At 61.6% G+C, this 20,368-nt stretch carries 16 protein-coding genes; 4 read left to right on the forward strand and 12 right to left on the reverse strand.

Annotated features, from left to right (window positions below):
* The first annotated feature begins 105 nt into the window (after positions 1–105).
* From htpG to hemH, 3 genes are all read left to right on the forward strand, one after another.
* Entirely contained in the window at positions 106–1,980 is a 1,875-nt protein-coding gene (htpG, locus tag GJV78_RS00475; protein ID WP_155106468.1) for a molecular chaperone HtpG, read from the forward strand.
* 277 nt (positions 1,981–2,257) lie between these two features.
* Positions 2,258–2,902, forward strand: coding sequence for an adenylate kinase (gene adk, locus GJV78_RS00480; protein WP_155106469.1), 645 nt, complete (start codon positions 2,258–2,260; stop codon positions 2,900–2,902).
* Positions 2,903–3,049: 147 nt separating this feature from the next.
* Complete coding sequence (gene hemH / locus GJV78_RS00485) at positions 3,050–4,018, forward strand: ferrochelatase (RefSeq protein WP_155106470.1); 969 nt, start codon at positions 3,050–3,052, stop codon at positions 4,016–4,018.
* A 129-nt stretch (positions 4,019–4,147) separates the two neighbouring features.
* Here the strand turns inward: hemH and ybaL are convergent, their stop codons facing one another.
* On the reverse strand, positions 4,148–5,824 hold the full coding sequence (ybaL, locus tag GJV78_RS00490; RefSeq protein WP_155106471.1) for a YbaL family putative K(+) efflux transporter: 1,677 nt from the start codon (positions 5,822–5,824) through the stop codon (positions 4,148–4,150).
* A 211-nt stretch (positions 5,825–6,035) separates the two neighbouring features.
* The gene (locus tag GJV78_RS00495) at positions 6,036–7,256 is read right to left on the reverse strand and encodes an MFS transporter (RefSeq protein ID WP_155106472.1); all 1,221 of its coding nucleotides are present in this window, start codon (positions 7,254–7,256) and stop codon (positions 6,036–6,038) included.
* Between the two features lie 161 nt (positions 7,257–7,417).
* Between GJV78_RS00495 and ushA the strand changes: the two genes are divergently transcribed.
* On the forward strand, positions 7,418–9,070 hold the full coding sequence (ushA, locus tag GJV78_RS00500; protein ID WP_155106473.1) for a bifunctional UDP-sugar hydrolase/5'-nucleotidase UshA: 1,653 nt from the start codon (positions 7,418–7,420) through the stop codon (positions 9,068–9,070).
* Positions 9,071–9,154: 84 nt separating this feature from the next.
* Here the strand turns inward: ushA and ybaK are convergent, their stop codons facing one another.
* The 10 genes from ybaK to hutX form a co-directional block, all read right to left on the reverse strand.
* Positions 9,155–9,634, reverse strand: a complete 480-nt coding sequence (ybaK, locus tag GJV78_RS00505) for a Cys-tRNA(Pro)/Cys-tRNA(Cys) deacylase YbaK (RefSeq protein ID WP_155106474.1) — start codon at positions 9,632–9,634, stop codon at positions 9,155–9,157.
* Between the two features lie 284 nt (positions 9,635–9,918).
* Positions 9,919–10,713, reverse strand: a complete 795-nt coding sequence (locus GJV78_RS00510) for a TraB/GumN family protein (protein WP_155106475.1) — start codon at positions 10,711–10,713, stop codon at positions 9,919–9,921.
* Positions 10,714–10,824: 111 nt separating this feature from the next.
* On the reverse strand, positions 10,825–13,326 hold the full coding sequence (copA, locus tag GJV78_RS00515) for a copper-exporting P-type ATPase CopA (RefSeq protein WP_155106476.1): 2,502 nt from the start codon (positions 13,324–13,326) through the stop codon (positions 10,825–10,827).
* A gap of 290 nt (positions 13,327–13,616) precedes the next feature.
* Positions 13,617–14,597 (reverse strand): nucleoside hydrolase, encoded by a 981-nt coding sequence (locus GJV78_RS00520; RefSeq protein WP_155106477.1) that lies wholly within the window; start codon positions 14,595–14,597, stop codon positions 13,617–13,619.
* A 4-nt stretch (positions 14,598–14,601) separates the two neighbouring features.
* A complete protein-coding gene (locus tag GJV78_RS00525) occupies positions 14,602–15,639 on the reverse strand; it encodes a LacI family DNA-binding transcriptional regulator (RefSeq protein ID WP_167519290.1) in 1,038 nt (345 codons plus the stop codon).
* A gap of 93 nt (positions 15,640–15,732) precedes the next feature.
* Entirely contained in the window at positions 15,733–17,127 is a 1,395-nt protein-coding gene (locus GJV78_RS00530; RefSeq protein ID WP_155106478.1) for an MFS transporter, read from the reverse strand.
* Positions 17,128–17,434: 307 nt separating this feature from the next.
* Positions 17,435–18,205, reverse strand: coding sequence for a heme ABC transporter ATP-binding protein (locus GJV78_RS00535; protein WP_155106479.1), 771 nt, complete (start codon positions 18,203–18,205; stop codon positions 17,435–17,437).
* On the reverse strand, positions 18,202–19,194 hold the full coding sequence (locus GJV78_RS00540) for a FecCD family ABC transporter permease (protein ID WP_330998768.1): 993 nt from the start codon (positions 19,192–19,194) through the stop codon (positions 18,202–18,204). Before GJV78_RS00540 ends, GJV78_RS00535 begins: the two co-directional genes overlap by 4 nt.
* 52 nt (positions 19,195–19,246) lie before the next feature.
* Positions 19,247–19,870, reverse strand: coding sequence for an anaerobilin reductase (gene chuY / locus GJV78_RS00545; RefSeq protein ID WP_155106481.1), 624 nt, complete (start codon positions 19,868–19,870; stop codon positions 19,247–19,249).
* The gene (gene hutX / locus GJV78_RS00550; protein ID WP_155106482.1) at positions 19,867–20,364 is read right to left on the reverse strand and encodes a heme utilization cystosolic carrier protein HutX; all 498 of its coding nucleotides are present in this window, start codon (positions 20,362–20,364) and stop codon (positions 19,867–19,869) included. Before hutX ends, chuY begins: the two co-directional genes overlap by 4 nt.
* Positions 20,365–20,368 lie beyond the last annotated feature (4 nt).

Raw genomic sequence — 20,368 nt, forward strand, 5'->3', positions numbered from 1 at the left:
CGGAGGCAACGTCCGCGGCCTCCGCTTGAAATTTTTCCCGCCCGGCCCCATCTCCCCCTCAACCTGGTTTTACCATTCAGAATGGCATTGTTGAGGGTGATCTCTATGAAAGGACAAGAAACACGTGGTTTTCAGTCGGAAGTCAAGCAGCTTCTGCATCTGATGATCCATTCTCTGTACTCCAATAAAGAAATTTTTCTGCGTGAGCTTATCTCTAACGCCTCGGATGCGGCGGACAAGCTGCGCTTTCGCGCCCTGTCAAACCCCGATCTGTATGAGGGCGACGGCGAGCTGCGCGTCCGCGTCTCTTTCGATAAAGATAAGCGCACGTTGACCATCGCCGACAACGGCGTCGGGATGAACCGCGATGAAGTCATCGATCATCTGGGAACCATTGCCAAATCCGGCACCAAATCCTTCCTGGAGTCCATGGGCTCCGACCAGGCGAAGGACAGCCAGCTGATTGGTCAGTTCGGGGTCGGCTTCTACTCTGCGTTTATCGTTGCCGATAAGGTGACCGTGCGCACCCGCGCGGCGGGCGATAAGCCGGAAAACGGCGTGTTCTGGGAGTCGGCGGGGGAAGGCGAGTACACCGTCGCGGATATCAGCAAGGCCGATCGCGGTACTGAAATCACCCTGCACCTGCGCGAAGGGGAAGATGAATTCCTCGACGACTGGCGCGTGCGCTCCATCATCAGCAAATATTCCGACCATATCGCCCTGCCGGTAGAGATTGAAAAGCAGGAGGAGAAAGAGGGCGAGACCGAGGTCTCCTGGGAGAAAATCAACAAGGCCCAGGCGCTGTGGACCCGCAGCAAGTCGGATATCAAAGACGACGAATATAACGAATTTTATAAGCATATCGCCCACGACTTCACCGATCCGCTGACCTGGAGCCACAACCGCGTGGAAGGCAAGCAGGAGTACACCAGCCTGCTGTACATTCCGTCGCAGGCACCCTGGGATATGTGGAACCGCGATCATAAGCACGGCCTGAAGCTGTACGTGCAGCGCGTCTTTATCATGGATGACGCCGAGCAGTTTATGCCGAACTATCTGCGTTTCGTGCGCGGCCTGATCGACTCCAACGACCTGCCGCTGAACGTCTCCCGTGAAATTCTGCAGGACAGCAGCGTGACCCGCAACCTGCGCAGCGCCCTGACTAAACGTGTTCTGCAGATGCTGGAAAAGCTGGCGAAAGACGACGCGGAAAAATATCAGACCTTCTGGCAGCAGTTCGGCCTGGTGCTGAAAGAAGGCCCGGCGGAAGATCACGCCAACCGGGAAACCATTGCGAAGCTGATGCGCTTTGCCTCCACCCATAGCGACACTTCCGCCCAGACCGTATCGCTGGAAGAGTACGTTTCCCGCATGAAGGAAGGGCAGGAGAAGATCTACTACATTACCGCAGACAGCTACGCGGCGGCGAAAAGCAGCCCGCACCTGGAGCTGCTGCGTAAGAAGGGCATCGAAGTGCTGCTGCTCTCCGACCGCATCGATGAGTGGATGATGAACTACCTGACCGACTTTGACGGTAAGGCGTTCCAGTCCGTCGCCAAAGCGGATGAGTCCATCGAGAAGCTGGCGGACGACGTGGACGAATCGGCCAAAGAGGCAGAGAAGGCTCTGGAGCCGTTCGTGGAGCGGGTGAAGAGCCTGCTGGGCGAGCGCGTGAAGGAGGTGCGTCTGACCCATCGTCTGACCGATACCCCGGCGATTGTCACCACCGACGCCGATGAAATGGGCACCCAGATGGCTAAGCTGTTCGCTGCCGCCGGGCAGGCGGTTCCGGAAGTGAAGTATATTTTTGAGCTTAACCCGGAGCACGCGCTGGTAAAACGCACCGCGGACACCCAGGACGAGGCGCAGTTTAAAGAGTGGGTCGAGCTGCTGCTGGATCAGGCGCTGCTTGCCGAGCGCGGCACCCTGGAGGACCCGAACCAGTTTATCCGCCGTATGAACCAGCTGCTGGTCTCCTGAGTTTTACCCTCACCCTGACCCTCTCCCTGAAAGGGAGAGGGGACTGCTCCGGCTCGACTTTTCTCCCTCACCCTGCGGGGGAGGAGTCAGGTTCAGCACCGGCTTTCTCCCTTTCCCTGTGGGAGAGGGCCGGGTGAGGACATCAAACCGCACCTTCCGCATAATATCTCACCATTAACCGTTTCAGCCGGGGCACCTTCCTTGAGACAAGGGCGTGATGGTGGTATCGTTTAGCGCTTTTTTTAAAATATCGACAACCTTTAAGGGGATTTTCGTAATGCGTATCATTCTGCTTGGCGCTCCGGGCGCGGGTAAAGGCACTCAGGCTCAGTTCATCATGGAGAAGTATGGTATTGTGCAAATCTCCACCGGCGATATGCTGCGTGCCGCCGTGAAGTCCGGCTCCGAGCTGGGCAAACAGGCGAAAGATATCATGGACGCCGGCAAGCTGGTTACCGATGAGCTGGTGATCGCGCTGGTCAAAGAGCGTATCGCCCAGCCGGACTGCCGCAACGGCTTCCTGCTGGACGGCTTCCCGCGCACTATCCCACAGGCCGACGCCATGAAAGAGGCGGGCATTGCGGTGGATTATGTCCTCGAATTCGACGTTCCGGACGAGCTGATCGTTGACCGCATCGTTGGTCGTCGCGTCCACGCCGCCTCCGGCCGCGTGTATCACATCAAATTCAATCCGCCGAAGGTAGAAGGTAAGGACGATGTGACCGGCGAAGAGCTGACCACCCGTAAAGACGACCAGGAAGAGACCGTCCGCAAGCGCCTGGTGGAGTACCATCAGCTGACTGCGCCGCTGATTGGCTACTATCAGAAAGAAGCCGCAGCGGGCAACACGCAGTACGTCAAAGTTGACGGCACCCGCCCCGTGGCTGACGTTCGCGCCGAGCTGGAAAAAATCCTCGGTTAATGAGGTTTATCATCAGGTCCGGCGTTTTGCCGGCCCGAAACAGGCTGCGTCGCCCGGCGCAGCCTGGCTGAATCTCGCGCAGCAGTACGTTCTTCGTTATCAATTTTCCACTACAATTATCAGCTACTTGAATGGATAGAGGCGTTAATGCGTCAGACGAAAACCGGCATCCTGCTGGCAAACCTTGGCACCCCCGATGCTCCCACTCCCGCAGCGGTAAAACGCTATCTCCGGCAGTTCCTTAGCGATAAGCGGGTGGTCGATGTTTCCTCGCTGCTGTGGTGGCCGCTGCTGCGCGGGGTGATTCTGCCGCTGCGCGCACCCAGGGTGGCGAAGCTGTATCAGGCCATCTGGATGGAGGAGGGCTCGCCGCTGATGGTGTACAGCCGCCGCCAGCAGCAGGCGCTGGCGGCGCGGCTGCCTGAGGTGCCGGTGGCGCTGGGCATGAGCTACGGCTCCCCCTCGCTGGAAAGCGCCGTGGATCAACTGCTGGCCTGCAACGTTGATCATATTGTGGTGCTGCCGCTCTATCCGCAATACTCCTGCTCGACGGCCGCCGCCGTCTGGGACGAGCTGGCGCGCATTTTCGCCGCTCGCCGCCGTCTTCCCGGCCTGACTTTTATTCGTGACTATGCGGATGACGATGGCTATATCGCCGCCCTTGTCGACCGCGTGCGCGAGTCGTTTGCGCGACACGGCGAGCCGGATCTGCTGCTGCTCTCCTATCACGGCATCCCCCAGCGCTACGCTGACGAAGGGGACGATTATCCGCAGCGCTGCCGTGATACCACCCGCGAGCTGGTCTCGGCGCTGGGTATTGCCCCGGAGAAGGTGATGATGTCCTTCCAGTCGCGCTTTGGCCGCGAGCCGTGGCTGACGCCTTACACCGACGAAACCCTGAAGATGCTGGGCGAAAAGGGGGTCGGCCATATTCAGGTAATGTGTCCGGGCTTTGCCGCCGACTGCCTGGAGACGCTGGAGGAGATTGCGGTGCAAAACCGGGATCTCTTCCTGGCGGCGGGGGGCAAAAAATATGAGTATATTCCCGCCCTCAACGCCGGGCCGGCGCATATAGAGATGATGCTGAAGCTTGTCGGGCCTCACCTTCGGCGCTGACAGCTCTCTTCTTTTCCCCGGTCCTGTGTCGTAAGGCCGGGCCGGCGAAGACGCAAACTGAAAAGCGCGCCTCGTCGCGCGGGCCGCGCTACCGCCGCGCCAGGCCGGCGAACTCCAGCAGGTATCGCTTTAGCTGGCGACCACTTCGCCTGCCGGGGGCGTTTCCAGCAGCTCCAGCATGGTGCGGGCGATTTCGCGCTCGCCCATTACCACCTGATTGGCCCCGCGTTCGGTAATGTAGTCCACTTCATCGTCATAGTGAGCGCGGGCGATAATTTCAATATCAGGGCATCTCTCGCGAGCGGAGGCGACGATCTCTCCCGCCTCGTAGCCGTTAGGAATGGTCAGCAGCAGCCAGCGGGCGCAGTCGAGGTGCGCCAGGTTCATAATCTCTTCGTTGGCAGCGTTGCCCAGCACCGCGCGGATCCCCCGCTCGCGCAGCTCGTCCACCCGGCTACGGGAGGTTTCGATCACCACCAGCGGAATGCCCGCCTGAATCAGCCTGTCACCAAGCAGGCTGCCAACGCGGCCAAAGCCGACCAGCAGGGCGTGATTACAGATATCCACCGGGATCTGCTTCTCTTCTTCAATAGCCTCTTCCAGCGTCTGCTCCTCAAGCGTTTCGGTCTTCGCAAGGTATTTTTCCAGTAGCGCAAACAGCACCGGGTTGAGCATAATTGACAGAATCGCCCCCGCCAGCACCAGATTTTGCCCGGCCTGGGGCAGCAGATCCAGCGCCATGCCCAGGCCGGCGAGGATAAAGGCAAACTCGCCGATCTGCGCCAGGCTGGCGGCGATGGTCAGCGCGGTGCGCGGCGAGTGGCCGAACAGACGCACCAGAAAGAAGGCCGCAACCGACTTACCGAAGAGAATAATGACCAGCGTACCCAGCACCGCCAGCGGCTGCTGGATCAGCACCAGTGGATCGAATAGCATACCGACGGAGACAAAGAACAGCACCGCAAAGGCGTCGCGCAGCGGCAGGGTGTCGTGCGCCGCGCGGTGGCTCAGCTCCGACTCGTTCAGCACCATTCCGGCGAAGAAAGCGCCGAGGGCAAAAGAGACATCAAACAGCTCAACCGCCCCGAAGGCAATGCCCAGCGCCAGCGCCAGCACCGACAGGGTGAACAGCTCCCGGGAGCCGGTAGCGGCGCTGCGGGCCATGATCCACGGCACCAGACGCCTGCCCACCAGCATCATAATGGCGATAAAGGCCACCACCTTGCCGATGGTGATGCTCATGTCCACCGCCAGCGTGGCGAGGCCGACGTTGCCCTTTTCCACCATGCCGGCTACCGCAGGCAGCAGCACCAGCGTCAGCACCATCACCAGATCTTCGACAATCAGCCAGCCGATGGCGATCTGCCCGCGCTGGCTGTCAAGCAGCTGTCGCTCCTCAAGGGCGCGCAGCAGCACCACGGTACTGGCGGTGGAGAGACACAGGCCAAACACGATGCCGGTCATCAACGACCAGCCGATGGCGGCGGAGAGCGCCATGCCCAGCAGGGTGGCCACGGCTATCTGTGCGATGGCACCGGGAATGGCGATGGCCTTTACCGCCATCAAATCCTTAAGTGAAAAATGCAGCCCGACGCCAAACATCAACAGAATGACCCCCAGCTCCGCCAGCTCGGGGGCGAGCCGGGTATCGGCAACGAAGCCGGGAGTAAATGGCCCGGCAAGCACGCCCGCTAACAGATAGCCCACCAGAGGCGAAATACGCAGCTTGTTGGCAAGCATGCCGAGAATAAAAGCGAGCACAAGGCCGCCAACAATGGTGGTAATAAGCGGGGTGGCGTGATGCATTCCGTCTCCTTTGGTCGGTGGGTCCAAAATTAAGGTAATAGTTTATGACAATTTTTATGGCCGCGTTTAAGAATTATGCTTGAAATTTGTAGAAATACGCTATTCGCCACAAAAAAAACAGTAATTGGCAAAGGAGTGGTCAAACGTCGGGCAAACGCTTATAGAAACAGGCGGTGAGCGCGGCCAAAGTGTAACTTTGACCGCGAAGAACTCAGGCTTTATGCCGGTTATCAGGCAGGAATACGGTCAGTATGCCGAGAAGGGGCAGGAAGGCGCATATTTTATAGACTAAATCGATGCTGCTATGGTCGGCGATCAGCCCTAAGACCGCTGCACCAAGGCCACCCATGCCGAAAGCAAAGCCGAAAAACAGGCCGGAAACCATACCGATACGTCCCGGCAGCAGCTCCTGGGCGTACACCAGAATGGCGGAAAAGGCCGATGCGAGGATAAAACCAATGATCACCGTTAAAATCCCGGTCCAGTAGAGGGTGGCATAGGGTAAAACAAGGGTAAAGGGCGCGACGCCGAGGATAGAGCCCCAAATAACATATTTTCTGCCAATCTTATCGCCAACAGGCCCGCCGATTACGGTGCCCGCGGCCACGGCAAACAGGAACGCGAACAGATGAAGCTGGGCATTTTGCACCGATAAACCAAATTTTTGCATCAAATAAAAGGTGTAATAACTGCTGATGCTCGCCATATAGAAGTATTTTGAAAAAATCAGCATCAGCAGCACGCTGACCGCCAGTACCACCTTACGGCGCGGCAGAGGGTTGACCGTGGCTGCCTTTGGCTTCCCTTTGCCGATCCGCTGCTGGGCGGCGTACCAGCGGCTGACCTGCGCCAGCACGACGATGGCCAGCAGCGCAGCGAGCACGAACCACGCCACGTTGCCCTTGCCGTAGGGGGCAATCATCACCGCCGCCAGCAGCGGCCCAAGGGAGCTGCCGAAGTTGCCGCCCACCTGGAAGATGGACTGGGCCAGGCCGTGGCGGCCGCCGGAGGCCATGCGCGCCACCCGGGAAGACTCCGGGTGGAACACCGACGAGCCGGTGCCGACCAGCGCCGCCGCCAGCAGCACGCCGCTGAAGCTATCCGCCAGCGCCAGCAGCACCAGGCCGCTCAGGGTAAAGCACATGCCGATCGGCAGCGACCAGGGCATCGGATACTTATCGGTCCAGTAGCCGACCACCGGCTGCAGCAGCGATGAGGCCAGTTGGAAGGTGAGGGTGATCATGCCAATCTGCATGAAGGTCAGCGAAAACTCCGACTGCAGCAGCGGGTAAATCGCCAGGATCAGCGACTGGAGCATATCGTTTAATAAGTGTGAAAGGCTGATAGCGCCTAAAATACCAAACGAGGTGCGTGCTTTTTGCGACGGCGCAGCGGGGCCGGAGAGCGGTTGAGCGTTCTGATTCGTTGCCATAGAGTTATGCCGGTGAAAGTGCCTGGAGGCGGGTGCTTTTATTGTCGCCCTACGATACCCGCGGGTGCAGTTTGAGGGAAGTCGCAAATCTGAAAATAAGTTTGTCTATTATTTCGCACAGCGGTAATTTCAGCGTTTGAAATGGAGCCAGGGAGAGAAGCATGACACTGTTGATACGGGGCGCGGCGCTGGCGTTAATGGCCGCGTTCGCGCTGGCGAGCCAGCCGGCCAGGGCTTACGAAAAAGACAAAACCTATAAACTCACCATTCTGCACACCAACGATCATCACGGTCATTTCTGGCGCAGCGAATACGGCGAATATGGTCTGGCGGCGCAAAAAACGCTGGTGGAGGCCGTTCGCCAGCAGGTTGCCGCCGAAGGGGGAAGCGTGCTGCTGCTTTCCGGCGGTGACGTGAACACCGGCGTTCCGGAGTCCGACCTGCAGGATGCGGAGCCTGATTTTCGCGGTATGAATCTGATTGGCTATGATGCGATGGCCGTTGGCAATCATGAGTTCGACAACCCGCTCAGCGTCCTGCGCCAGCAGGAAAAATGGGCCAAATTTCCCTTTCTTTCCGCCAATATCTACCAGAAAAGCAGCGGCGAACGCCTGTTTAAACCCTGGGCCATTTTTAAGCGTCAGGGGCTGAAGATCGCGGTGATCGGCCTGACCACCGACGATACGGCGAAAATTGGCAATCCCGAGTATTTCACCGACATTGAGTTTCGCCCTCCCGCCGGTGAGGCGAAGCTGGTGATTCAGGAGCTGCAGGGGAACGAGAAGCCGGACCTCATCATTGCCGCGACCCATATGGGGCACTATGACGACGGCAGGCATGGTTCCAACGCGCCGGGTGACGTGGAGCTGGCGCGCAGCCTGCCCGCCGGCGCGCTGGCGATGATTGTGGGCGGTCACTCACAGGACCCGGTGTGCATGACCGGGGACAATAAAAAGCAGGTTGACTACGTGCCGGGAACCCCCTGCGCGCCGGATAAACAGAACGGTATCTGGATCGTGCAGGCCCACGAGTGGGGCAAATACGTCGGCCGCGCGGACGTTGAGTTCCGCAACGGTGAAATGAAGCTGGTGAATTACCGCCTGATCCCGGTAAACCTGAAGCGTAAAATGACCTGGGAGGACGGGAAAAGTGAGCGGGTGCTCTATACCCCGGAAATTGCGCAAGATCCGCAGCTGCTTTCGCTGCTGACGCCGTTCCACAATAAAGGCAAGGCGCAGCTGGAGGTGAAAATCGGCGCGGTCGACCAGCGCCTCGAAGGCGATCGCAGCCGGGTGCGCTTTGAACAGACCAATCTGGGGCAGCTGATTCTGGCGGCGCAGATAGCGCGCACCGGCGCTGACTTTGCGGTGATGAGCGGCGGCGGTATCCGCGACGCCATTGAGGCTGGCGATATCTCCTATAAAAGCGTGCTTAAGGTTCAGCCGTTCGGCAACGTGGTGGTGTACGCCGATATGAGCGGCCAGGCGGTGGTGGATTACCTGACCGCCGTAGCGCAGATGAAGCCTGGCTCCGGGGCATACCCGCAGTTTGCCAACGTCAGCTTTGTGGCCAGCAACGGCAGGCTGAGCGAGCTGAAAATCAAGGGCGAACCCATCGAAGCGAATAAAACCTACCGAATGGCGACGCTGAACTTTAACGCCGTCGGCGGCGACGGCTATCCGCGTCTTGACGATAAGCCGGGGTACGTCAATACCGGCTTTATTGATGCCGAAGTGCTGAAAGAGTATATCCAGCAGCATTCGCCGCTGGAGGCGAGCGCTTACGAACCTGGAAACGCGGTCAGCTGGCGCTAGCCGGGGCCGTTTGCCGCCGGGCGGTCGCCAACACCCACAGCGATGCCGCCCGGCGTCCAGGGCCGAACGCGGTGGGTAAAGCGCTTAGTCACGGCGGGCGATATCGGCGAACCTGGCCTGCAGAATGCGGGCCAGGTCGTCCGCCGCCAGCTCAATATCCAGCCCGCGCCTGCCGCCGGAAACATAAATGCTGGCGAAGGTGCGGGCCGGCGCGTCAATGAGCGTCGGCAGACGCTTCTTCTGCCCCAGCGGGCTGATGCCGCCCACCAGATAACCGGTGGTACGCTGGGCGACCTGCGGATCGGCCATATCCACCTTCTTGGCCCCCAGCGCCCTGGCCACTTTTTTCAGATCCAGCTGGCTGGCCACCGGGGTGACGGCCACCGCCAGCTGCTTCATATCGCCGTTTACGGCGACCAGCAGCGTTTTATAGACCCGATCCGCATCCAGGCCCAGCTTGCGCACCACCTCGTCGCCAAAGTTGGTTTCTGCGGGATCGTGCTCATAAGCGTGGAGCTGAAAGGCGATATGGTTTTTTTCAAGTAGCTTAACGGCAGGCGTCATAAAAAGCGCTCCTGGCTCAGATAAAATAGCGGTACTCTCAGGCTGCGGCCGCGCGGGTCGTCACTCAGTGGGATAAGCCCTGCGCTCAGCGCCCGCAGCCTGAACGGATTGGGGAGATAAAGTATATGCCCGTCGCTATTGATTCAATAGTCTTATCCGGCGCAGGGGTATTGGCAGAAGGATAAGTTTGAGCGACAATCGATCTGCCCGTCGCGTAAAGCGGCGGCATAATAATAATGATGAAATTCCTCTTTGACGGGCCAATAGCGATATTGGCCATTTTTTTAGCGCATCAGGGCCGCTAAATTCCCCTCCCCGTAAAGGTGCAGCGCCCCCACAGCCACCACATAGCGCCCGGCCGGCATAGCGTTCAGCCGGTCTCGCCAGGCCAGGTTGCGCTGGCGCATCAGCACGTCATACAGCGGCTGGCTGAAGGTGTTCGGCAGGGAGGTAAAGGTCTCCGGCGGCGGCGTCTGCAGCCACCAGCTCATCATCTGCTGCAGCAGGCGCGCGTTGGTGTGCCAGTGCGTCAGCGTATCGTCCAGTAGCGCCAGCCCGTTGTCCGGCAGACGGCACAGTAGTTCAATCTGGCTGGCGGCCCCCTCCAGCTCAATAACCGGCTTTTGCGCCTGCTTTGCCGCCTGCAGCAGCTGATAGTCAATGCCGTACTCCGGGCGCAGCCCCAGCCGCTGCGCCTGGGCCGCCTGCAGCGCCATCGCAATTTGCCACAGCGGCTGCGTTGAGAACTGAGCGGGGGAAATGTCCAGCTCCCGGGCGACCTTCCGCAGGCTATGCAGTAGCGCTTCGCTGATGCGGGTTTCCAGGTCGGCGAAGGTGGGCAGGTTGGCGAAGGGCGTATCGTCGCCGGAAACGTCGGCTTCAACGATCAGCGCATCGGCGCGCCTGAGCTTTTGCAACAGCCGGGGGGGAAGGGGGGCCATGTCGCGGCTGCCCATATGAATACTGCCGATGAGATGAAAGTGGCGATGACCCGGCAACACGACGTCAACGGCAGGCCAGGCGTAGCGGTTACCGCGCAGCGCAGCCAGACATTTTTTTACCGGGTACAACAGATCCATACGGCCTCCCTTGTGGAGCACCATGCTAGCGCGTAGGCCGGAAAGGCGCAATTCCCCCGCCTTATTCCCCTCCGGGGCCGCGTCCCGGTTTTCCTGCGCAGGGGCGGCGGCTTACTCCTTCGGCCTAAAGCGCAGCAGCCGGTTGGCGTTGCTCACGACGGTAATCGAGGAGAGCGCCATCGCCGCGCCGGCGACCACCGGGTTCAGCAGCGTCCCGGTAAAGGGCCACAGGATCCCGGCCGCCACGGGAATGCCGATGCTGTTATAGATAAAGGCACCGAGCAGGTTCTGCTTCATATTGCGCAGCGTGGCCCGGGAGAGGGCGAGCGCATCTGCGACCCCCGTCAGGCTGTGGCGCATCAGGGTAATGGCCGCCGTTTCGATCGCCACGTCGCTACCGCCGCCCATGGCGATGCCCACGTCCGCCTGGGCCAGCGCCGGGGCGTCATTGATGCCGTCGCCGATCATCGCCACCTGCCGTCCCTGACTCTGCAGACGCTTAATCGCATCGGCCTTGCCGTCCGGCAGCACGCCCGCAATCACCTCATCAATACCCGCCTCCCTGGCGATGGCGCTGGCGGTGGTCGGATTATCGCCGGTCAGCATCACCAGCCGATAGCCGGCGCGGTGCAGGCGCTTCAGCGCCGCCGCGCTGTCGTCGCGCAGCGGGTCGCGCACCGTCAGCAGCGCCGCCGCTTTGCCGTCGATGGCCAGCAGTACCGGCGTAGCGCCCTGGGAGGCCCGGGCGGCCATCTCCTCCGCCATCTCTGCGGTATCAACCTGCCGCTCATTTAACAGGGTCTGGTTGCCCAGCAGCAGCGTATGGCCTTCCGCTTCGCCGCTGACCCCCAGGCCGCGCAGGGTGCGAAAGCCGCTGACCTGCGGCAGGCTGACGTCCCCGGCCCGGTCAAGAATGGCGCGGGCCAGCGGATGGCTGGAACCCTGCTCAAGGGCTGCGGCAAGGCGCAGCGCCTGGGCCTCGACGGTGTCGCCGAAGGTTTTAATCGCCACGACCTGCGGGCGGCCTTCCGTCAGCGTACCTGTTTTATCAAAGACGAGGGTGTCAAGGGTGCTGGCGCGCTGCAGGGCGTCGGCGTCGCGCACCAGCACGCCGAACTCGGCGGCGCGACCGACGCCGGAGATGATCGACATCGGCGTCGCCAGCCCCAGGGCGCACGGACAGGCGATAATCAGCACCGTGGTGGCGATCACCAGGGTATAGACGATCTGCGGTGCCGGGCCGAAGAAGTACCAGACGGCGGCGCTGAAGATGGCGATCCCCACCACCGCCGGCACAAACACGGCGGAGATTTTATCAGCCAGCTGGCCGATCTCCGGCTTGCTGCTCTGGGCCTGACGCACCATGCGAATAATGCGTGCCAGCGTGGTATGGCTGCCCGTGCGGCTGGCGCGGAACAGCACGCTGCCGTCCTGTACGAGGGTGCCGGCGTGGACGCCGTCGCCCGCCCCTTTTTGCAAAGGGATCGGTTCACCGGTAAGCATCGCTTCATCCAGCCACGCCTCACCTTCGGTGATTTCGCCGTCCACCGGCACGCGATCGCCGGTGGTCAGGCGCAGCAGCATTCCCGGCTGCACCTGGGCCAGCGGTACGCTTTTCTCCACGCCGTCGGTGACGACGCGCGCCGTGGGGGGCGTCAGGTCGAGAAGTTTCTCCAGCGCCTTAGAGGAGCGCTGGCGGGCGCGCGCTTCCAGTATATGGCCGAGATTAATCAGGCCGATAATCATCGCGCTGGCCTCATAGTAGAGATGACGCGCCTCCATCGGGAACCACTGGGGCCACAGGTTGACGCTCATTGAGTAGAGCCAGGCCACGCCGGTGCCGAGCGCCACCAGCGTGTCCATCGTCGCGGTGCCGTTGCGCAGGCTTTTCCATGCGCTGCGGTAGAAGTGGCCGCCCGCAAAGATCATTACGGCGAGGGTGGCCACGCCGATGGCCAGCCACAGGCTGCGGTTGTTGGCGGTAACCATCATGTTATCGCCGATCATCCCCCAGACCATCACCGGCACGCCCAGCAAAAGGGCGACGATCGCCTGCCAGCGGAAGCGCTTCAGGGTGGCGGCGGCGGTCTCCTGCTGGCGCGCGCTGCGCTTGACGTCATCTTCGATCGCCTCCGCGCCGTAGCCCGCCTTTTCCACCGCCTGCACTAAATCTGCGGCGGACGCGCTGCCCATCACCAGCGCAGTGCGTTCCGCTAGGTTTACCCGTGCCTGGGTGACGCCCGGGACGCTTTGCAGCGCCTTTTGTACCCGGGAGACACAGCTGGCGCAGCTCATACCGCTTAACAGCAGCTGTTGGCTTTCGTCGTCGGTCGTGGCTGCCGGAAGCTCGTGAGGGACCGCTGTCAGCGCTTCCGACGGGATTGTTGACTCCGCCAGCGGTTTAGCCTTTGGGTGGCTTAACGTTGCGCCATAGCCGGCCTGACGGATAGTTTCAATCAGTTGCTCCGCGCTGGCGGTGCCGGTGACCTGGGCTTCGGTCACGGTGACCTCCGCCTGCTCTACGTCGGGGCGCTGTTCAAGGCTCTCCTTGACTCGTTTCACACAGTGGCCGCAGGACAAACCGTCCAGGGCCAGGCTGATGGTTTGGGACATAACGCTCTCCTTAATTGCGAGGTTAACGAACACAGCCTGAAGGTTAAACCTTCCCGCAGGGGAAAGGTCAAGCCGTCGGGGCGCTGTCGGTCAGATAAGTGTAACACCCGCCCGTCGCCGGTTCCGGCGTACCGGGCATACGCGCGGCGCTTTGATGGCATTAAACGTTCGCCGCCCGCGAATCCCCTTCGTCGGATAAAATTACCGCCGGTCTATTCATCTGCTGCCCCGGGAGTGGCCGCCTCTCGCCCCGGGTGAACGGTTTTCCCCCCTCTGCTGAGGGGGGGGCGCTATATGTAGCTATGGATGTAACCTTCGATGAGCGCCAGCAGCCGGTCATTATCGATACTTTGCAAAATGCGTACCTTTGCGCCGCGCGGCTCAGGAATGCCTACCTCGAGGCGCAGCCCCTCGCGCCCGTAGCGGCAGGTCATGCCGCGGGTAAGGCCGTCAAGCGAGACGTCAACATAGTCTTCAACAACGGTCGTCAGCGAGGGATCGAGCAGCCAGGCGATGGTAAGCGCATCGTGGATCCAGCACCCGGGCAGGCCGCGGGTTTGCATCGAGTAGGCGATCCACGGGCGAAGGGTTTGCTCCAGATAGCGGCTGAGATCGTTTTCCACCGCCGACAGGCGATCCAGATCGGTATGGCGCAGCTGCGTCCGGGTGGTGACGTCCATCGGCACCAGGGTGATGGGCGCGCCGCTGGTTAAGACGGCGTGGGCCGCCTCGGGATCGAGACCGAAGTTGGTGTCTTTTATATAGCCAGGTACGTGAAACGTCCCGCCCATGATCACGATTTCGTTCACCGCCCGGACGAGCTCCGGATAGAGCTGCAGGGCGATGGCCACGTTGGTGAGCGGGCCGGTCGCCACCAGGGTGATCGCGCCGGGATTGTCGCAGATAAGCTCGCCGATGGCCTGAGGGGCCAGCGGTTTTCCCGCCGGGCGGGGAGGCGGAGCGGGCGTCCGCGCCCACAGCTCCCGTAGCCCGCAGCGGTCAACGCTGCGATCGAGCCTGTCGCGCCAGGGTTCGGGCGCTTCTCTGAGGGCGCGCGCCGCCCCCTGGCGAACGGGAACGGCAGCGCCCAGCCGCTGGATCAGATCGCTGGCGACGGCGTAACCTGTTTCGACCGGCGTATTGCCGGCGACGATTGAGATCAGCTCCAGCGAGAGCTGCGGCGCGGCAATAGCCAGCGCCAGCGCAAGGCCGTCGTCAATATTGGCACCGGGTACGCCGTTTCCTGGATCGCAGTCAATAATGATGCGCATTGGCTCACTCTTCGTCTTGTTCGGATTGAACTTCATGCCCCTGGCAGCCACACGATTCTCCCACTCGTAGATAAAATTCAAATTCAATGCGGCGGACCACGCCGTTCCAGTTCTTCAGCATATCGATTGCCGCGCGGGCCATTTTATCGACGGGCTGACGGACCGCCGTTATGGAGGGGACGCTGTAGATCGACTCCTGGGTGGCGTTAAAGCAGACCAGCGCGATATCCTGCGGCACGCGCAGCCCGCGCTCCGCCAGCGCCCGCAAACAGCCGAACGCCTGCTGCTCGTTGGTGGCAAACAGGGCGCGCGGCAGACGCCCTTGCAGCATACGCCGCGTCGCTTCATATCCCCCCGCGCGGGTATAGTTGGTGGAAAAAATCCACTCCGGATTGATGGTCAGCGACGCCTCCTCCAGCGCTTGCCGCCAGCCGCGGATCCGATCCTGCGTATTCAGCATTTCACGCGGGCCGCAGATAATGGCGATATCGCGATAGCCGTGATCGACCAGATGCTTTGTCGCCTGCCAGGCGGCCAGCTGCTCATCCACCTGAATCACGCTGACGTTCAGGCCTGGATCGATACGATCCAGCATGACGCAGGGCGTACCGCTCTCCTCGATAAGCGCGATATAGGGGTGCCGGTCAACGCTGGTGTAAATCAGCCCGTCAACCTGGCGGTGCAGCATATTGTTAATAAGCTCGCGCTCCCGCCCGCTGCTGTCGCTGGCGTCGCCCAGCAGTAGCACTTTGCCGTCGGCGAAGGCCTCCCGCTGCAGGGCGTGCGCCATAGAGGCAATAAACGGATTAGAGATATCCGGCGCGATCAGGCCATAGGTTTGCGTACTGCCGGAAGCCAGCGCGCGCGCGATGCCGTTGGGCCGATAGCCGGTTTTCTTAATGGCCTGCAGCACCCGCTGCCGGGTCTTCTCGGCCACGGGGCGCGGGCCGTTGTTGATAACATAGCTCACAACGGCAACCGACGTTCCCGCCTCTCTTGCAACGTCGGAGCGCGTTACGCGCGGTATAGGTGAGTGGGTCACAGGGCGCACCTTGTTAATTGTCTTTTCAGGCACAGCATAAGGTGTTATGACCCAAAAATCTCCGCTAAACGGCCCCGATCGGGATCGGCTGCTTTAAATTGCATCTTCCGGCAGGTTGAGATCCCGCCCGCGCGTCTCCGGAGCGAAGAACGTGGCGATCAAACCGACGCCGGCCATCAGTGAGAAATAGGCGGCGACAGGCCACCAGTGTCCGGAAAACGACAGCAGCGCGGTGGCCACCATTGGTGCCGTACCGCCGGACAGAATCGACCCCAGCTCTTTGGCAAACGCCATTTTGGTGTAGCGGTTGGTCACGCCGAACAGCTCCACGCCCCAGGCGGCCTGTACGCCGAAAATTCCCAGCGAAGCCAGCCCCATACCGGTAACGATGGTTGGAATGACGATCCACGGCTCGCGCGAGTCCAGCAGCATAAAGGCCGGAAAGGCGTAGAGGATCAGCAGCAGGCAGAACACGCGGTAGGTGATCCGCCTGCCGAACCGGTCGGAGAGCCAGCCCGCCAGGGGAATAATGGCGAATCCCAGGATAGAGGCAATCAGTACCGCAGCGGTCGGCACCGACTTGTCGATCGTCAGCACCTTCGCGACATAGCCAATAATAAATCCCTGCGCCAGATAGGAAGGCCCGTTCTCGCCGATGCGCAGGCCCACCATCGTCCAGAACGCTCTGGTGCGTCGCCAGAAGCTGCGGGTATCGCGGCGCTGCAGCTCCTGTCCCTGGCGCAGGGCGGCCTCGCGTTCAGCCTGCAGCAGCGCTTTCTGACGTTCAAAGACCGGCGTTTCACGCATATGGCGGCGAATAAACAGCGCGACGGCGGCGATAAGCACGCTGCACAGAAAAGGAATACGCCACCCCCAGCTGAGGAGGGTTTCTCTGTCCATCTGCAGGACCAGCAGCCAGATCAGAGAGGCGAGCAGCGTTCCGCTGTTGGAGCCGAGCGCGATGATGGAAGAGACCAGCCCGCGGCGCTTTACCGGCGCATATTCGCCGAGCATCACGGTGCCGCCCGACAGCTCCGCTCCGGCCCCCAGCCCCTGGGAAAAGCGCAGAAGCACCAGGCACGTCGGTGCCCATACGCCAATCTGGGCATAGCCGGGAATAACGCCAATCAGCATGGTGGACAGCCCCATCAGCCCGATAGTGATCACCATCACCAGCTTACGTCCATGGCGATCGCCTATCCAGCCGAACAGCAGCGCGCCGATTGGTCGGGCAATAAAGCCAACGGACCAGGCGGCGAAGCTGGAGAGCAGAGCCATCACGGGCGTGGCCTCCGGGAAAAAGACATCGCCGAAGATAATGCCGGCGGCAAGGCCATAGAGGGCGAAATCGGCGTATTCCATGGTGGTGCCCAGCCAGCAGGAAAAAGCTGCCCGCCTGAATTCACGTCGTCCTTCGGGGGTGGAGAGGCGCTCCTGGGCGGCCTGCTGGTCTTCGGCTTGAGGAGCAGAGGATAATTGCGTGTTCATAAAGTATTCCTTGAGGTTAACTGTCGACATAAGCCACAGGTTGCTACTCTTCGCGTTCTACTTGTTGATCCCGGCCTGCATCAGGCGGTACGTGGGGCTTTTCCCCGGCCCCGCGCCCACGGCTTTTCAAAACGTGCCGCGCTTTGTCCTGCTGCCCGAATGACTTAAGGAGTAGATAAGATTTTTACTGCGTTTAATAAATCTACTCGCGTAGATTGACCAGCGGAAAGTGTCGGAATTGTGAAAGCGATCGCTTATCGCGAAGGGCGAGAGGGAGCGGAGCGCCATCCGGGAGGCCCTTCAGGGGTTAGCGATCGATGACGATCAGCGGCGCGTCGCCCGCCGGATCGTTGAGCACCGTAATGTCCGCCGCATAGAGCGCCTTCAGCGCGGGCTGGTTCAGCACCTGCTGCGGACTGCCGCTGTCGACGACCCGGCCCTTCTCCAGCAGCACCACGCGATCGGCGTAGCGGGCGGCGAGGTTCAGATCGTGCAGCACGCAGCAGACGCTAAACTGCCGCTCGCGCACCAGCTGGCGCAGCAGGCGGAAAAGGTGCTGCTGGTGGTGAATATCCAGCGCGGAGGTGGGTTCGTCCAGAAACAGCCAGCGGGGCGAGGGTTCCGGCTGCCACAGCTGCAGCAGCAGCCGCGCCAGTTGCACCCGCTGCTGCTCGCCGCCGGAGAGCTGGCGGTAGTCGCGGGAGGCCAGATCGCAGCAGTCGCACAGCGCCATAATGTGCGCTGTCTCATCGCGTGACGAGTGGGTGCGGTGAGGATGACGGCCCATGCGGATCACCTCTTCCACGCTGAACGGAAAGGCCATATGGCTGTTCTGGCGCATCACGGCGCGCACCTTCGCCAGTCCGGCGATGGGCCACTCCGCCAGCGGCTTACCGAACAGGGTACAGCGACCGCTTTGCGGCCTCAGATAGCCCGTCAGCAGGCGCAGCAGGGTCGATTTCCCGGCACCGTTGGGGCCGAGAATGGCGACGATTTCGCCGCCGGGCAGCGTCAGCGAAACGTCGTCCGTCAGGCGACGCCCCCGCAGGCCGTAGACCAGGTTTTCTGCGACGATCATGACACTCTCCTGTTGCGTAAAATCAGCCACAAAAACCAGGGGCCGCCAATCAGGCTGGTCAGCAGGCCGACGGGCATTTCCGCCGGCTGCACCAGGGTGCGGGCCAGGGTATCGGCCAGCAGCAGCAGGGAGGCCCCGGCCAGGGTCGAGCAGGGAAGAAGCCAGCGGTGATCGGCGCCGATCGTCATGCGGATCAGGTGCGGGATCACCAGACCGACAAAACCGATAATGCCGCTGACCGACACGGCCGCCCCCACCAACAGCGAGCTGAGCAGCAGCAGCAGCTGGCGCTGACGCTTTACGTTCACGCCCAGGTAGTGCGCCTCTTCATCGCCAAGCTGCAGCAGGTTCAGCGTCCCGGAAAGGGTGGCGGTCGCGATAATCGTCGGCAGGATAAACGAGCCGGCAACCAGCAGCGTCGGCCACTGGGCCTGGCCAAGATTGCCCATCATCCACAGGGTGAGCTGGCGCAGCTGCTGGTCGTCGCCGACGTAGCTCAGGATGCCGATGGCCGCCCCGCACAGCGCGTTGATGGCGATCCCGGCCAGCAGTAGCTGCATCATGCCGCCGTGTCTGTGACGCTGGCTAATCAGAAAAATAACGCTGCATACCACCATGCTGCCCGCGACGGCGAAAATCATCTGTTCATACAGCGCCAGAACGACGGGGAAGGAGAAGGGGATGACGATGGCCACTCCAACCATCAGCGCGGAGCCGCTGCTGATGCCAAGAAGGCCCGGATCGGCCATCGGATTGCGGAACAGCCCCTGCATGATAACGCCCGCCGCGGCCAGCGCGCCGCCGACCAGCACCGCCAGCAGCACCCTCGGCAGGCGGATATTCAGCCAGATAGCGCGGTATTCCTCCTCAAAAAGGGCCTGGAGGCTGATATGTAGCGCCCCCTGAGAGGCAGCAAACAGCGCCAGCGCGATCAGCAGCAGGGCGAGGCCCGTCAATACGCCGGCGGAAGAGAGTGAATCCTTGAACACGCAAAGCTCCATGAGGTCTTTGCGGCGCGGATAGCCCGCGCCGCGGGAGGGGTTACGTCGGCTTTAGCTCTGGCTCTACCAGGCTCCAGATCCGCTGGTGTAGCGCGGGCGCGCAGGCCAGCTCGCGAATGTGCGCGGCAACGTCCGCGCGCCTCACAAAGCCGTGGCACTCCCGATCCGGAAATCGCCGCGCCCTGCCGGTGGCTTCACCGTTGAGCAGCCCGCCGGGACGAAGAATGGCATAATCCAGCCGGCTGGTCTGCAGCCAGCTTTCCGCCAGCGTCTTTTCCCGCACGGCCTGGCCAAAGGCGGCCCTGGCGCGGGCGGATAAAAATTGCCAGCTGTCGCCGCAGCCCAGCGAGGTCACCAGGATCATTTTGCTGATGCCCGCCTTTTCGGCCTCGTCGATGACGGTGCGGTGCGCCAGATAGTCCTGCGCGCCGCCCATGGAGGAGATAACGAGCGCCTGCTGGCCCGCGGCGCGGCAGGCGGCGGCCACCACGTCGGCGTCGCAGGCGTCGCCGTTAAAGACCTGTACGCCCTTTTTTTGCAGCGCCGCGGCGGCCTGCGGATTGCGCACCACGGCGAAGGCCGGGCGGCGATCCGCCAGCGCCAGATCAAGCGTCAGCGCGCCTACGCCGCCGCCGCCCGCGCCGAAGAGTAGCCAGGGCGTCATTGGGCGGCTTCCTTCAGGGAGGCGGCCAGAGCGCGGAAGGCTTCCAGCTGGTCGCCCGACAGCTGGCGATGCTCATCACGGCCAAGGAAGATTTTAAACATCGCGCCGCCGGCCGCGTTAAAGAAGAGGATTGACGCGGTGTCCATCGCCATAAATTTGCGCTCCACCAGCGCGATATGCGTGCAGTTTTCCGCCCTGATGTGGCCGGTCATGCCTTTTTTACCGCGCAGGTTGAAGTAGCCGTGGCGGTGGAATCCGGAGGGCAGCTCGCCGCTGAACTCCAGGATCACGTCCGCGGTGTGCACCAGGGTGGTGACGTTGCCCCATTCGCAGACGGCATCCCAGACGGCGTCAAAGCGATCGCCGGCGACCAGCGTCGGGGCGGGCAGATTTTTTACCACCTCAAGCAGGGTGGTGTTGTACTGCTGTGCAATGGCTTCCAGCGTGCCGTCCGGCCCGGTTTTTAAAAAATCCTGCAAAGAGACATGGCTCATAAAT

It is taken from the genome of Intestinirhabdus alba (assembly GCF_009711095.1).
In the GTDB taxonomy this organism is placed as follows: Bacteria; Pseudomonadota; Gammaproteobacteria; order Enterobacterales; family Enterobacteriaceae; genus Intestinirhabdus; species Intestinirhabdus alba.

Excerpts from the sequence above, each read along its gene's own strand:
- htpG (WP_155106468.1), top strand. The coding sequence starts at position 106 with ATGAAAGGACAAGAAACACGTGGTTTTCAGTCGGAAGTCAAGCAGCTT.
- adk (WP_155106469.1), top strand. The coding sequence starts at position 2,258 with ATGCGTATCATTCTGCTTGGCGCTCCGGGCGCGGGTAAAGGCACTCAG.
- hemH (WP_155106470.1), top strand. The coding sequence starts at position 3,050 with ATGCGTCAGACGAAAACCGGCATCCTGCTGGCAAACCTTGGCACCCCC.
- ybaL (WP_155106471.1), bottom strand. The coding sequence starts at position 5,824 with ATGCATCACGCCACCCCGCTTATTACCACCATTGTTGGCGGCCTTGTG.
- GJV78_RS00495 (WP_155106472.1), bottom strand. The coding sequence starts at position 7,256 with ATGGCAACGAATCAGAACGCTCAACCGCTCTCCGGCCCCGCTGCGCCG.
- ushA (WP_155106473.1), top strand. The coding sequence starts at position 7,418 with ATGACACTGTTGATACGGGGCGCGGCGCTGGCGTTAATGGCCGCGTTC.
- ybaK (WP_155106474.1), bottom strand. The coding sequence starts at position 9,634 with ATGACGCCTGCCGTTAAGCTACTTGAAAAAAACCATATCGCCTTTCAG.
- GJV78_RS00510 (WP_155106475.1), bottom strand. The coding sequence starts at position 10,713 with ATGGATCTGTTGTACCCGGTAAAAAAATGTCTGGCTGCGCTGCGCGGT.
- copA (WP_155106476.1), bottom strand. The coding sequence starts at position 13,326 with ATGTCCCAAACCATCAGCCTGGCCCTGGACGGTTTGTCCTGCGGCCAC.
- GJV78_RS00520 (WP_155106477.1), bottom strand. The coding sequence starts at position 14,597 with ATGCGCATCATTATTGACTGCGATCCAGGAAACGGCGTACCCGGTGCC.
- GJV78_RS00530 (WP_155106478.1), bottom strand. The coding sequence starts at position 17,127 with ATGAACACGCAATTATCCTCTGCTCCTCAAGCCGAAGACCAGCAGGCC.
- GJV78_RS00535 (WP_155106479.1), bottom strand. The coding sequence starts at position 18,205 with ATGATCGTCGCAGAAAACCTGGTCTACGGCCTGCGGGGGCGTCGCCTG.
- chuY (WP_155106481.1), bottom strand. The coding sequence starts at position 19,870 with ATGACGCCCTGGCTACTCTTCGGCGCGGGCGGCGGCGGCGTAGGCGCG.
- hutX (WP_155106482.1), bottom strand. The coding sequence starts at position 20,364 with ATGAGCCATGTCTCTTTGCAGGATTTTTTAAAAACCGGGCCGGACGGC.